The 13,405-nt window shown below is 46.0% G+C and carries 15 protein-coding genes and 1 rRNA gene; 1 reads left to right on the top strand and 15 read right to left on the bottom strand.

Features of this window, described 5'->3' with window-relative positions; genetic code table 11:
- Positions 1 to 116: 116 nt before the first annotated feature.
- The 12 genes from rsmI to MKY92_RS00080 form a co-directional block, all read right to left on the bottom strand.
- Positions 117 to 1,004, bottom strand: a complete 888-nt coding sequence (rsmI, locus tag MKY92_RS00135) for a 16S rRNA (cytidine(1402)-2'-O)-methyltransferase (RefSeq protein ID WP_339298716.1) — start codon at positions 1,002 to 1,004, stop codon at positions 117 to 119.
- Positions 1,005 to 1,784, bottom strand: a complete 780-nt coding sequence (locus MKY92_RS00130; RefSeq protein ID WP_339298715.1) for a tRNA1(Val) (adenine(37)-N6)-methyltransferase — start codon at positions 1,782 to 1,784, stop codon at positions 1,005 to 1,007. It lies immediately after the preceding gene.
- Between the two features lie 94 nt (positions 1,785 to 1,878).
- Positions 1,879 to 2,247 carry a DNA replication initiation control protein YabA gene (gene yabA / locus MKY92_RS00125; protein WP_017691386.1) on the bottom strand — a complete coding sequence of 123 codons (369 nt, stop codon included), beginning with the start codon at positions 2,245 to 2,247 and terminating at the stop codon, positions 1,879 to 1,881.
- A 28-nt stretch (positions 2,248 to 2,275) separates the two neighbouring features.
- Complete coding sequence (locus MKY92_RS00120) at positions 2,276 to 3,076, bottom strand: stage 0 sporulation family protein (protein WP_053778939.1); 801 nt, start codon at positions 3,074 to 3,076, stop codon at positions 2,276 to 2,278.
- A 117-nt stretch (positions 3,077 to 3,193) separates the two neighbouring features.
- Positions 3,194 to 4,165 (bottom strand): DNA polymerase III subunit delta', encoded by a 972-nt coding sequence (holB, locus tag MKY92_RS00115; RefSeq protein ID WP_076216771.1) that lies wholly within the window; start codon positions 4,163 to 4,165, stop codon positions 3,194 to 3,196.
- Positions 4,166 to 4,174: 9 nt separating this feature from the next.
- Complete coding sequence (locus MKY92_RS00110; RefSeq protein ID WP_076216772.1) at positions 4,175 to 4,618, bottom strand: YaaR family protein; 444 nt, start codon at positions 4,616 to 4,618, stop codon at positions 4,175 to 4,177.
- A gap of 342 nt (positions 4,619 to 4,960) precedes the next feature.
- Positions 4,961 to 5,290, bottom strand: a complete 330-nt coding sequence (locus MKY92_RS00105; protein WP_017691391.1) for a cyclic-di-AMP receptor — start codon at positions 5,288 to 5,290, stop codon at positions 4,961 to 4,963.
- A gap of 61 nt (positions 5,291 to 5,351) precedes the next feature.
- Entirely contained in the window at positions 5,352 to 5,999 is a 648-nt protein-coding gene (tmk, locus tag MKY92_RS00100) for a dTMP kinase (protein WP_221825861.1), read from the bottom strand.
- A 217-nt stretch (positions 6,000 to 6,216) separates the two neighbouring features.
- Complete coding sequence (locus MKY92_RS00095) at positions 6,217 to 6,909, bottom strand: LrgB family protein (RefSeq protein WP_339298714.1); 693 nt, start codon at positions 6,907 to 6,909, stop codon at positions 6,217 to 6,219.
- Positions 6,879 to 7,256 carry a CidA/LrgA family protein gene (locus MKY92_RS00090; protein WP_339298713.1) on the bottom strand — a complete coding sequence of 126 codons (378 nt, stop codon included), beginning with the start codon at positions 7,254 to 7,256 and terminating at the stop codon, positions 6,879 to 6,881. The genes MKY92_RS00095 and MKY92_RS00090 overlap by 31 nt, the downstream gene beginning before the upstream one ends.
- A 209-nt stretch (positions 7,257 to 7,465) precedes the next feature.
- The gene (locus MKY92_RS00085; protein WP_339298712.1) at positions 7,466 to 9,292 is read right to left on the bottom strand and encodes an aminotransferase class I/II-fold pyridoxal phosphate-dependent enzyme; all 1,827 of its coding nucleotides are present in this window, start codon (positions 9,290 to 9,292) and stop codon (positions 7,466 to 7,468) included.
- Between the two features lie 257 nt (positions 9,293 to 9,549).
- Positions 9,550 to 9,735, bottom strand: coding sequence for a sigma factor G inhibitor Gin (locus MKY92_RS00080; protein WP_017691396.1), 186 nt, complete (start codon positions 9,733 to 9,735; stop codon positions 9,550 to 9,552).
- A gap of 494 nt (positions 9,736 to 10,229) precedes the next feature.
- Between MKY92_RS00080 and MKY92_RS00075 the strand changes: the two genes are divergently transcribed.
- On the top strand, positions 10,230 to 10,754 hold the full coding sequence (locus MKY92_RS00075; RefSeq protein WP_076216777.1) for a hypothetical protein: 525 nt from the start codon (positions 10,230 to 10,232) through the stop codon (positions 10,752 to 10,754).
- 466 nt (positions 10,755 to 11,220) lie between these two features.
- Here MKY92_RS00075 and MKY92_RS00070 read toward each other — a convergent pair.
- The 3 genes from MKY92_RS00070 to rrf form a co-directional block, all read right to left on the bottom strand.
- A protein-coding gene (locus MKY92_RS00070) for an IS3 family transposase (protein WP_339298711.1) occupies positions 11,221 to 12,341 on the bottom strand; the annotation gives its coding sequence in 2 pieces (ribosomal slippage) (positions 11,221 to 12,092 and positions 12,092 to 12,341; 1,122 coding nt in all).
- Positions 12,342 to 12,631: 290 nt separating this feature from the next.
- Positions 12,632 to 13,072 (bottom strand): hypothetical protein, encoded by a 441-nt coding sequence (locus MKY92_RS00065; protein WP_339298710.1) that lies wholly within the window; start codon positions 13,070 to 13,072, stop codon positions 12,632 to 12,634.
- A 212-nt stretch (positions 13,073 to 13,284) separates the two neighbouring features.
- Positions 13,285 to 13,401: ribosomal RNA gene (rrf, locus tag MKY92_RS00060) — 5S ribosomal RNA — on the bottom strand.
- Positions 13,402 to 13,405: the final 4 nt, after the last annotated feature.

The raw sequence follows: 13,405 nt of genomic DNA, 5'->3' as shown, positions 1-13,405 counted from the left end.
GATCGAAATTTGTTTGTAATTTTTTTGAGCCACTCTGCTCATTTTAATATCCCACTAAGGTTGGTTATAAGCTTCTTTTCAGGTTATGTTCCCACAACAGAAGATATTTGGTTAGATTACTGCTCAATTAATGCATTATATACATCACGCTTCGTCAGACCGCGATCCGTAGCCGTTTTTTTCATTGCATCTTTGCGGTTATGTCCTTCACCCTCATAATGGCTGACATGATCCGCGAGTGACATGAGCTGCCACCATGCTTCGCGCTCAGCCTTACGCTCCTCTTCCTTAATGCCTTCTACCAGCAAACAGTACTCGCCAAGAGGCGGATGTTCTTCAAGCCAGTCTATACATTCATTCACGGTGCCCCTTGCGAATTCCTCATGACGCTTGGTTAGTTCACGAGCCAGGACAATCGAACGATCACCCAAAATCTCTTCGAGGTGGACTAATGTTTTCCGAATACGGTGAGGCGATTCATAAAATAACAAAGTCCCGTTGGATTCGTCAAAAGCCTCCAGCACTTTTCGCATGTCCTTTTTCTCCCGCGGCAAAAAACCGCCGAATGTAAAACGCTCCGTCGGTAATCCGGACACGATCAGAGCAGACAACGCAGCGTTGGGTCCAGGGATGGGAATGACCGTTATTCCGGCCTCCAGTGCAAGCTGTACAAGGTCAGAACCAGGGTCCGAAATGGCTGGCAAACCGGCATCGCTGACGAGTGCCAAATTTTTTCCTTCTATTATATAGCGTATCAGTTCAGGTCCACTCGCCCCCTTATTATGCTCATGATAACTAAACAGCATCGAAGGTGTAATTTCAAAATGTGTAAGCAGCTTTCGGGTCTGGCGTGTATCTTCTGCTGCAATGATGTCGCAACTCTGCAATGTCTTGATCGCCCGGAAGGTCATATCCTCCAGATTACCAATGGGTGTTCCAACCAGATATAGCTTGCCTGACCCTTCAGGCTGCTCCGCATAGCTTTTCTGAATATGCAAAGTCATCTAAAGACCTCCTTTCGTAGTACGCTCAGCATGTTGCTGACCATAGTAAATATCCATAATCTCTTCGCAGTATGTCCCCTCTTCATTGTAGACAATGAGTGGAGGAAGCATCCTCACTTCGGGTTTACCATCTTTCATTCCTTCAATTAATACCATGTTGGCTTCCAGATGAGCACGGGGATGTACCATCCGAATCCGTTTTGGTTCCAGTTTATATTCACGCATGAGCGAGATAATCTCTGCAAGGCGCTGTGGACGATGAACCATCGATACTTTGCCGCCATTACGAACAAGTCGACTGCAAGCCTGAATCACTTCTTCCAGCGTACATCCGATCTCATGACGTGCCATGGCCTGATGTGTGTTCATTTTAAGATCACTGCCATTCAAAGGCATGTATGGAGGATTAACTGTTATTGCATCGTATACAGCATGTCCTGTTTCTTTCACCAATTCTCGCAAATCACCTTCACGAATCATAATCGACTCGTCCAGTTCATTCAATTGCACACTTCGACGCGCCATATCAGCCAAACGTGGCTGAATCTCGATCCCTTCCAGACTAGCCTGCGTACGCGTTGTAAGCAGAATGGGAACCACCCCGTTACCCGTACACAAATCAAGTACACGCCCCCGTTTAGGTACGGAAGCAAACCGGGCTAATAATACGGCATCCATCGAAAAACTAAACACTTCATCACTTTGAATGATTCTCAGATCATGAGAGAGCAGATCATCAATCCGCTCTGACTCATCTAACACAACTTCATTTGCTTTCATATGTTACGCTCATCCTCCGTACTCTATATCTCATGTTCGTTTAGTTTAGGTTTATAACCTTGAAAAAAAACCGTAGGGGATCCCTACGGTCACTTCATTTATTCAAAAAAGACAGGCAGAACAGACAATCGCCTTCCGTCCGCAAATGTCCATAATAGACGTTGCAGATATGGAAGCCTTCGTGATACAACCGAGCCAGATTATCATACCCTTCCCCCACAACATCCTCGCCTGTAGCCGGACCTGCTGGCCTTGCTACAGGAGCGAGTGCTGAGGAGATCGGCAGATCTGCCGGAGCCTCACGTTTGAGCAGTTTGCGTAACTGCTCATTCTCGATGGTAAGCCGCTGATTATCCTCAAGCAGCTCCTTCACAATCATTTTTAACTCTCCTAAATCACCGTGCAACTGACCCAGTTGGGTTTCCATTTCATGAATGTGCGTAAACAGATTTTTCTTTTCCAAGTTTCCACCCCGAAGCAACCTTTATGGTTTACTTGATAACGACGTCATCCAGCGGAAGTTCTTTGACTTTACTGATGTCGAACAGTTGAACATGGACTGTGCGGCTACCGGCATTAATTCCGACAACTTTTCCTTCACCCAATGAGGTGACGACCAATTTGCCTACAGCTGGCAGTTCTTCTCTCACACTTTCATAGTTATCATGCTCAAATTTCAGACAGCACATGAGTCTTCCGCACAACCCTGAAATTTTCGTCGGATTCAGTGACAGGCTCTGATCTTTAGCCATCTTGATTGATACCGGCTCAAAGTCTCCCAGCCAGGAAGAACAACACAACACACGGCCGCAAGGTCCGATTCCGCCAAGCATCTTCGCTTCATCACGTACACCAATCTGTCTCAGCTCGATTCGTGTCCGGAATATGCTTGCCAGATCCTTGACCAGCTCCCGGAAATCAACTCTTCCTTCAGCTGTAAAATAAAATATAATTTTATTGCGATCAAACGTAAATTCCACATCGACCAGCTTCATTTTGAGGCCATGGTCTTTGATTTTATTTAAACAAGTACCGAATGCTTCTTTGGCTGCACGCTTGTTCTCATCAACCACACGAGCATCTGTCTCGCCCGCAACGCGGATGACTTTCTTCAGCGGCAACACTACATCGGACTCGCCCACTTCCTTCTTACCTACGACAACCTTACCGTACTCAACCCCCCGCGCTGTCTCCACGATAACGCAGTTTTCTTTCTCAATGGGAAGGTCCAGGGGATCGAAGTAATAAATTTTGCCCGCTTTTTTGAAACGGACACCCACTACACTGTACAAAAAATTAACCCCCTTGTAAGCCAACCCCACTTCGTCTGAAGCCCCGTCTTCTTAGGGAACCGGCCGAAGTTATAACCGTTTGCATATGATTGGAGCTAACTTTACCCTCTCCCAGTCTTATGCCAAACCGATCAAAAATTGCTCCAGACAAAGCTGGCCATTGACGTTGAAACGCAATTTTTTTCTGCATGCTGCGGCCATATCCATATAGGAGACCCACTGCTCTGTGCTGCGGGTATGTGCCAACTGAGATAACATGTCTAACTGATCTATAAAAACGATATGTTCATGCCTATCGTACTGAACATACAGCATGTCCCTAAACCATAGATGGAACAAACTAAGCAACATGTCCAGATGTTCAGAGAGTCCGGTTTTAAAAAGCTTCTGCTGTGCAGAGATCAATGATGTACTTCCTCTACCCAGGGACTCCTTCCCTAATTGTAACATTACGTTTCTAATTTCTGCAAACCAATTCTGCTGGAGAATTTCTCTACATGCTTCCAATCCTGACGCTAAATGGACGGCAGAGCGAGCCAGATTGGCAGGGTGCCCTTCCTCGATCAGAGATTGCAGCATCTCTTCCGGATTCAGTGCGCTGAACGGCACCAATTGGGAGCGTGAGCGGATCGTTGGCAACATGGCCTGTCCATTATCTGTAATCAGGATGCCGACTGCTGGTACCTGCGGTTCCTCCAGAAATTTGAGCAAACTGTTTGCTGCCTGCACCGTCATTTTCTCGGCTTGTTCTATAATATATACTTTGGGATGACCTGCCTCTGATCGGTATGAAAAGATACGCTGCAGATCCCGGATTTGATCTATTTTAATGTTGTTTCCATCTGGCGCAAGCATGGTTAGATCCGGATGGTTACCATGATCCACCTTACGACATTCAAGACACTGCCCACAAGCGTCATCTTCAAGCTCTGTACAGAATATTGCCTTGGCAAAGGTAATTGCCGTCTTCCGTTGCCCGCTACCAGCTGGACCGCTAAACAAATACGCATGGCTTATTGCATGACGTCTTAAACTGCTTTGTAACATTTGCTTGGCCGCTTGTTGACCCATAATCTGTTGAAAGGACATACTTCCTCCTCAGAAGCTTAAATTAATAAGCATCCCCCGAATTTCGCCTACTTGTTGTAATAGAGAGATTTTTCCTTCTTCTGTATCCAGCAATTCATCAGCCATGGATAACAGAGCGGAGTCAATTTCATCAATCAGCTTATACCGCTTGCCTCTGCCACGACGATCCCAACCCCTTGTCTCTTTCATGGATACACCGCGACGAACGGTCTCTTCCAGGAACCTTTTAACAAGTTGCTTATACGCCTTCAGTTCACGAATCGTCATGGAACGTGCCAAGCGATCGCCCTGAAGCTGGATTTCACTAAACCGGCGATTCAGTTCAGCTTGTGAGGCCCGTTCCCCCTGGTGATTCATCATATCAGAGAAATTTTTGGATTGAACCGGTTTGGAACCTGAATCAGTAGTACTGATCCCGCTCTGAATCGGTCTGAATCCAGGATTGATTTTCATGGATACGCCCGCTTTCTATCATAGTTAGCCAATCGCCCATCAGCACAGTGCGCGTTGCGCCTGTGCGTGAGAATGAGGCTTTTATATATGCTGATCACACTCTATATATAATGGTAGATACACATCACCATCAAGGACTTGTTCTTTGTATTCAACCCTTCCCGAAATGAACCATTCCCCAGCTGGGTAATGCTCATCCGGAAAGAGTATGCTGATTCTTCTCATCAAGAAAGGCGTTCCGTAAGTGGCACGCACGAACTCTGTTAACTCTTCTTGCATCCATCGTTTCCTACATGCTATCGATCATGAAGGACCCTCATGGGATCCATGCAATAGGTTTAATTAGAAATGTTCGAAGCGGTCTACTGGGAGAACAAATACAGTAGCTCCACCTACTTGAACTTCAACAGGTAGCGGCAGGTAAGAGTCGGTTGTTCCACTCATCGGTGTGACCGGAGTCACGAGCTGTTCACGAACCTTACAGCTGCTGCGAATGACGTTCATTACGGATTCGACTTGACCATCATCAACACCGATCATAAACGTCGTGTTGCCTGCCTTCAAAAATCCACCCGTACTGGCAAGCTTCGTTGCCCGAAAGTTTGCTTTGACCAATGCGCTGGATAATCGGTTGCTGTCTTTATCCTGTATAATCGCAACAATCAGTTTCATCCTGCATAACCTCCTTTAGAATAAGCACCTTTATCAAATGCCCTGTCTACATATTAGACAATTACTCGTCAAAATCCTTCAAAATCCCTGTTTCCAGCGACAAAATCATTGCTGCCAAGACATCCTCCTGCTTCATGGAAGCATCGATAACCCTGATCCGTTCCGGGAACTGCTCTTTTAATAGGAAGTAACCCTCTCGGACTTTACGATGAAACTCCAGATTTTCCAGATCCAGACGGTTCACTTCCCGGCCATCATGAGCATCAATCCGGCCAAGCCCCACTTCAGGCTCAATGTCCAAATATAAGGTCACATCCGGCATGAGATCACCAATTGCAAAACGATTAATGGCCCATACATTCTCTATCCCGAGTCCACGGGCGTAGCCTTGATAGACCAGACTGCTATCGACAAATCGGTCACAGATGACTGCTTTTCCAGCTCTCAGCGCAGGCTCTACTTTCTCCGCCAGATGCTGGCTACGTGCAGCTGCATACAATAGCGCTTCGGTTCGAGCATCCATTGCCGTATGAAGAGGGTCCAGTATAATTGAACGTATTTTCTCCGCAATCTCAATTCCGCCAGGCTCTCGCGTAACTACGTAAGGTATACCCCGTTCTTCAAAATAAGAACCTATTCTACCGATCATCGTTGTTTTACCGGAACCCTCTCCCCCTTCCAGCGTAATGAATTTACCTCTGCCCTGCATATGCTTCCCTGCTTTCTATGTCGATAATTGCATCTATTGCTGCTGTAATGGAATATGCTTAGACCCTCTTGCTACAAGATATGATATCCCCCGCCCAGAGGTGTATAGCTACAACTATATCGGTACGTATTAATAACACCAAGATCATACAAGCTTGTTTCTTTCTATAATACTATAGGTCAGCAGTTACTCCAACATGAACAACAAAGTAAAGCGTTCAACCGTAGATGATCCATACCCATAATGGAAGCATAATTGATCCGGCAATGGCACTGACAATCATGGAAACTGAACTGAGGGCTACCGCATTCTCTCCATATTCAAAAGACCTTGCCATACCGAGGGCATGAGATGCTGAACCCAATCCAATTCCATAGGCATGTTTACTGCGGACCTTGGCCCATTTCAAGAGCATCGGCCCTAATAATATCCCTGAGAATCCTGCAATCATCACAAACAGCGATGTGAATGAGGCATTCCCCCCAACATGATTAGCGAGTTGAATAGCCACAGGAGTTGTCACTGATTTTGGCAATAAAGCGATGACCATCTCTTGCGGATAGCCAAGCAGAATGGCGATTAAAGCACCTGTGGAGACACCTGTAATACTGCCTCCGATTGTTCCACCCACAATTGGAATGATATTTTGCTTCAGCACATTCAGATGTCTGGACAAGGGAAAAGCGAGAGATACAACTGCTGGGCCCAAGAGCTCCTGTATCCATTTGCCTCCCAACATGTATGTATCCAGCTTTATATTGGAGATCACCAAGATCAGGATCAGTATGGCAGTCGTTGTGAGTACAGGCATCAGTATCGGCCATTTTAACCTTTTATATAGACGAGTGGCTGGAATATATACAGCGATGGTTAGCGCGATCATTCCAATTCCGAGGATGAATGTTGACAAGTAATCGCCTCCTTTTTGCCTGAATGAGACGATCTCCATGTCATAAGCCACTCACTTAATTTGGCAGATATCAGACATGTGATTAATGTGCTAACGATCAACCCCAGGACCAGTAATAATGTGTTAGCTCGAAAAAAATCAAAATGGTTAATAATGCCCACAGTTGGTGGGATGAACAACAATTGCAGATGAGATTGAAGCCACGTCGACCCTTCTTCTCCCCAGCTCATTTTGATCCATCCCAGTTGAATGGTGATAAACAATACCAGCATGCCCACAATACTGCCTGTTAACGGCAGATGTAATACAGCTTGAATCAAGTTTCCAATCCAATAAAAACCGTACATCAACAAAACTTGCAGGACTATTCCTGTATATTTTTTTAGCGGAATACCCAAAGTGTTCCCTTCTTTCTTATGTCTATCTCTATAAGTTGACCTAGCAACTAGATTAATGACCAAGAGACCCTCACATGTGTAGGGTCCGGTATCGCTATCCGTATTGATCATATTGCCTACCTATTGGTGAATGCAATTCAGATCCTCATGTGTTCCCTTCATTCCTTCATAACCTTCAATGACTGTAGAGATGCATCTGATACCCCATGAAACTTTGCACCCTCATCCCGCAGGAGTTGTATACGAGCCACCATCGATGTACTAATACGCTCACCCGGATATACAAGCGGAATCCCTGGAGGGTATGGAATAACCATCTCGGCTGATCGACAACCCGCGCTTTCTTCTATCGGGACATTGATCATATCTGTCTCCACAATCGGTTGCAGTGTAAAGGAGATTGGTTCCGAGTAACGAGTCTTTTCTTGTAAATTGTTCCACGTGGAAATATAATACGCCGAACCTTTCGCAAGCTGATGAGATGGCTCTGTACTTGATTGAACCTGCTCATGCCCATTGGCAGAGCTGATATGGTGTAAAGCCTGCAACAGGTGCTGAGCATCTTGCACCGTTGAACCCGGGCTGAAGAGCAAGACGACGTACCGTTCGTCGCTCATCTCGGGCACACAGCCGCATGCTTCCAGCTGCTGCTGTAGCCCATAACCGCTCAGCACCCCTGTGCCGTCATAGATGACGGCCTTGAATGGGTCCTGAGCGGTATACCCCGCGGCAGATGGCATCGCCGCCGCGGTTAGGCCCTCCCGTGTCTGCTGCGCAGCGGACACGGATAGGCCAGCCGGCTTCGCTGTTCCGGCTGGCGGTTCTGGCTGCAGCGGCTGTGCAGGCTGCAGCAACTGAAAGCGCGGCAGCTCCGCGAGGCCGCGCTTAAAGGCATTCACGGCGGCGAGCCCCGCCGTGAATGTGTTCGTGCCCTGCACATGCAGCAGGCGGCGCGCAAGATCAAGCGAAGCCATCACCGGGTATGATGGGCTTGAGCTTTGCACCATGGCCAGGCGCTGCCTTAACAGGGACCGGTTTAACCGCGGTCCCTGAATGTGCAGCATGGCACCCATGGTGAAAGCCGTCAGCATCTTATGTGTCGACTGCACGACACCGTCTGCTCCGCACGACAGTGCAGAGACAGGCAGCTCCGGATGCTGCCCATAATGCGCGCCATGCGCTTCATCCACGAGCAAAGGCATGCCAGCAGCGTGGCACACCTCGGCTATGGGCGTCAGATCTGCGCCCATGCCGTAATAATTGGGCAACGTGACTAACACGCCCTTTGCCTCAGGATAGGCCTGGACAGCAGCCTGCACCGTCTCCACCGACGGCATGACTGCAAGTCCAGACACAGGATCGACCCACGGCTCCAGAAATACAGCTCTTGCGCCTGCCAGCATTAACCCGTGAATAACGGATTTGTGCACATTCCGTTGCACCAGTACAATACTATTCGGCTCATCACACACAGTTAGCAATAAAGAGAGATTACCTGCAGTACTACCTCCCACAAGGAAGAAACTCTCCTCCGCACCAAAACAATCTGCCGCAAGCTCCTGTGCTTCCTGGATCACACCTTCAGGATGATGCAAATCGTCGGTGCCCGTAATCTCCGTAACATCCATCTCCATCATCTCCAGAAATGAACGATCCGGCACCAATCCTATTTCCGACAGATTCCCTTCGCCATCAAAACGTTTCCCGCTCTCCAAATCAGTCCCATGTTCATCCATCGAGCTGAATTGCTCTATCCTTCGGTTAACGTTCCCCCCTGCATCGCTCTGAATCTCTCCGTTGTGTTGATGTTCCTCATTGACGATATATTTAGAGGGAAATTGCCCTGCTTCTGCTTGTTCCAGCAAATGTCGGTAAGCTTGTCCATTCTTATGCCCAGGCACATGAAAAGAACGCTGCTTCGAATCACGATACGCAAGCAACGCTTCATATAAAGGGGCTCTACTTGATTTATTTTTATGATCCATGAAATAACCATCCTGTACATATATAATGTGCACCCTATGCGCTCCAAAATGCTTTCTAATCCAAGGAACGCCCTTCTTCCCCATCTCCACACGCTCTACTACAAATGATCTATACCATTATATCAGCATACGCCTTCCCAAGATGGCAAACAAGACAATCTCTCCTCTTACAAACAGAAAAAGGCCCATTGGGCCTCTATACACATCAGCATCGTTACAATGTGATGTTTCGCTTCTACTTCTATTAGCAACATTCATTATGCGTTTTTTTGTACCCAAATTTGCTTCATTTGATGAATAAAATAATTGTACTTGGCATCCTGCGCGTCGGTATGAACCATTTCTGCTTCACAAGTGTCACATATGAATTCAGATACAATAAAAATGCCTTCTCTTTTTCTTTGCTCGCAGATAATACATGTGTGTTCGGCATGTTCTTCCATGAACCATCCCACCTTGTTTTACGTTTACTATCAGTATTGCACAGTTTCTATTATTTTAAACATTTTCATAGTGCTTTCTTTCTATAAAATATATATATTCGCCCACCCCCTCTTGGGTGTCTGTACCGAAAAATACGTTCATTCTCCCTACAAGAACATCACCTGCTTATGTATATACAGTTATCCTACAAGCCATCGCCATTTACCTCTACATCACGTATCCCTTGACCTGACTCAAACTTATATTCAATTTCCTTAAAAAAACTTGGAATCCCAGCCGATATATAATACATGATAACGATATCAATGCCTGACAGTCCGTGTATTCGGGAGTATACTGAGATAAGTTCCGTCGAATCTCAATATCTTGTACAATCGTCATGGCGTGAGATACAAGGTTCATATATACATACATGCATGATTCATTTCCTTTTACTCGTGTAAAAAAACGAATACCCACACAAACGTGAATCCGAAGGAGGATATATAATCGTATGATCGCCGAACCGGAGAATAAAGCAACATTTTATCAATACCGGCTTCTGAAAAAAAAGGCTATCGCCCGCAGTGTCATTTACAGCTATCTGTGTCTGCCGGTCATCATGCTCTTATTCAATCTACTCGCCTTCTCCTGGACTGGCCTCTTCTTTTTTGTACTGGCAGGTCCAATCACCATCTGGATTCATTATGTCATCGCCAGAACGATATTACTGCTGGTTCGTACCTCTTACGCCAAACGCTGGCGCTGGAATCTGCGTATGCCCTGGTTAGGTTATATCCCTGATCAGCATTTCAGCTTCCGTATGTTTGTCCGGGTACACCTTAATATGAGCTGGATTGGACTATGTATCATTACAGTATGTTTGATATGGTCCCCATTGTCCTTCACCCTCTCGCTGATCTTCTGGCATTTGTGGTTGCTGGGTCCTCGCTTGTATGTTGTAATGGTACTCTCCCGCGAGCGTAAAGATGGACTCATCAAATTGAATGAACAAGATGTCTCATACTATCTGCAATAACACTCCCTCTTTTATGCAATACTAAATGTACTTCATTAACCTGCAATACATAATCGCTGAGTCCTTCGAATAATCTGGTGCAAAATCATGATCGTGTATCTTTCAGTTGACTCAGCCTCATATGCTCAAATAAAGGTTATCCACTGTGGATAACCTTTATTTGTCGTCCCCTTCTTATCCCTTATCCACAGTATGGGTATAGTAAAATGAGTTATCCCCATCGAAGCTCCGTTCTTCTCCTCTTTTCCTCCCGCTGCTCCATAACCTCATGCCCCAGATATCTCGTAGATCTTGCACCTTTGAGCGATCTATTGCTCACTCTAAGCTCTATATGCATTCTAGCTGCTTTCCATCAGCGTTCATTACTTCATTTCCTTTATACAACTTATATCTCTCTCCACCTCTATTTTTAGAGATCTATCCCCTCCCCTATGCTTAAAGCACACATTGGATTGTCAACATTAAATCAGACAACTTTTTTAAGGGCTTCTTGGCGATACTGAACAGGCGTCAAATACCCCAGTGATCCATGAACTCTGTGCCTGTTAAACCAGTTAACGTAGTCGTATAATTCCAATTCCAAATGACGGAGGTTTCGGAATTCCATTTGGTAAATAAACTCCGTTTTCATGACCTTGTAGGTGGCTTCGGCCACAGCGTTATCGTAGGGACATCCTTTCTTGCTGAGTGATCGACCAATACCAAACGTGCCTAGAAGCTGGTCCATCGCGTGGTTCTTAAACTCACTCCCACGATCCGTATGAAACCACTGGATTTGGCTCAAGTCGCCTTCTACCGTTGCAAAGGCACGCGAAACCAGAGCAGCGTCCTTATGTGGACCTGCACTGTGGCCAATAATTTCTCGATTGAACAGGTCCATGAGCACACAAATGTAATGCCACCGATGACCGACCTTCACATACGTGAGATCGCTGACCACGAAGCGCTTTGCTTCCGTCTGATTAAACTCCCGACCCAGTTCATTCACTGTTTCCTCCTCATTATAGGCCGTTTTATGAGGCTTAAATTGCGCAACGGTGTACGTGGAGACGAGACTCTGCTCTTGCATGATTCGACCAATGCGACGTCTAGATACGATGAGTCCTCGTTCCTGAAGCTTGGCTTTTATCTTTCGTGTACCATAGACTTTTCGATTTTTGTGGAATATCTCCACAATAGCTTCCGTGAGCTCATCTTCATTTGGCTTTTCCTTCGCTTCATGATAGAAGGTGCTTTTGGCGATTTCGAGGACGTTACACATTGCTGATACTGAGTATTTATCACGGTTATTCTGGATGATAGCTACTTTCGTCCCATGATCAGCGCGGCTTGCTTTAAAATGTCGTTCTCCATCCGTAGACGCTCTAGCTCTTTACGCATAGCCATTAATTCGTTTTCTTCAGGTGAACGGTTGTCTTTCTCTTTGAAAGAGCCCGTTGCCTGCGATTGCTTGATCCAGCGGTCTAGAGCCGAAGCAGTGAGGTCGTATTCCTCCACAATTGCAGCTCTGGATTTGCCGTTTTCAAAGAGTTGCACCATTTGTTTTTTGAACTCGGTTGTGAATGTGCGTCGTTGTTGTTTAGGCATTGTAGAGATCCGCTCCTTAACATGATAGTTTTATTCTACAAGCCCTTATTTTTTCTGTCCAACTAAGTGTAGCCGATCCACATACCACCTATACATGTACAAAAGAAACTACTCCATCCCTTCTGTACCTTTATGACCTCTGATCCACCATACGTCATAGGTTCTCCCATCATTACTAAAGCCTACTTCGCCAAATAACAAAAAGCCCCCGATCAAGTACACGGGAGCTTTACTATATTATAAGGAACATCACAGCGTTAATTTTCATATCCAACCTTACACATAGCAGCTCAATCGTCTTCAGCCAATGATTTAACTGTCGCTTGAGTAGCATCATTTCTAGGAACCATTAGTGTAAAGGAACCATCATGTACTGCTAAATGCACAGTATGTCCTTCCTTTGCAAATACACGCAAGGTACTGGATTCATTGGATGTACCCTTGGCTTGCCTCTCTGTCCAACCCCAGCTTTTAATCTCGTCTAGATATACTTCAGGCAAGCTAGTACTCTCACTAATACCAGACAGCGTATATCGAACATAATCCATATCCGAATTATTTTCAGACTGGTCAGATTTATTCGCTACTTTAGGCACCGGAAAACTCTTCTCGTTCACCGCACCTTCATATGAAGTCCATACAGATCCTGTAGCTTCACCGCATCCAGCCAGAACAACGGTCAAACAAAGCAACAGAAATGATTGTAGTCCAAGTCTCCGCCAACTTAACACACACACCCTCCTTTTCACAGCTGCACATTCCAGCTCTGTGGTCAGGTACTTTTAGCATATTTAACATAGTCCTATTATACTGGTTTTGCCGCTGTTATCCGTAACAAAAATGTTACCTTCCCGTATCGATCATGTCAGAGCTTCCACTTATCATATTTAATCCTTGTAAACAAATAAAAACCACCACCGAATAACATCGGCAGTGGTTCTTTGCTTGGCGGCGTCCTACTCTCCCAGGACCCTGCGGTCCAAGTACCATCGGCGCTAGAGGGCTTAACGGTCGTGTTCGGGATGGGTACGTGTGGAACCCCTCCGCCATCGCCACCAAACGCG

Origin of the sequence: Paenibacillus sp. FSL R5-0623 (genome assembly GCF_037974265.1) — a bacterium.
Taxonomy (GTDB): Bacteria; Bacillota; Bacilli; order Paenibacillales; family Paenibacillaceae; genus Paenibacillus.
The sequence above is the reverse complement of the archived record's forward strand: the minus strand, read 5'-3'. Positions and strand labels throughout refer to the sequence as shown.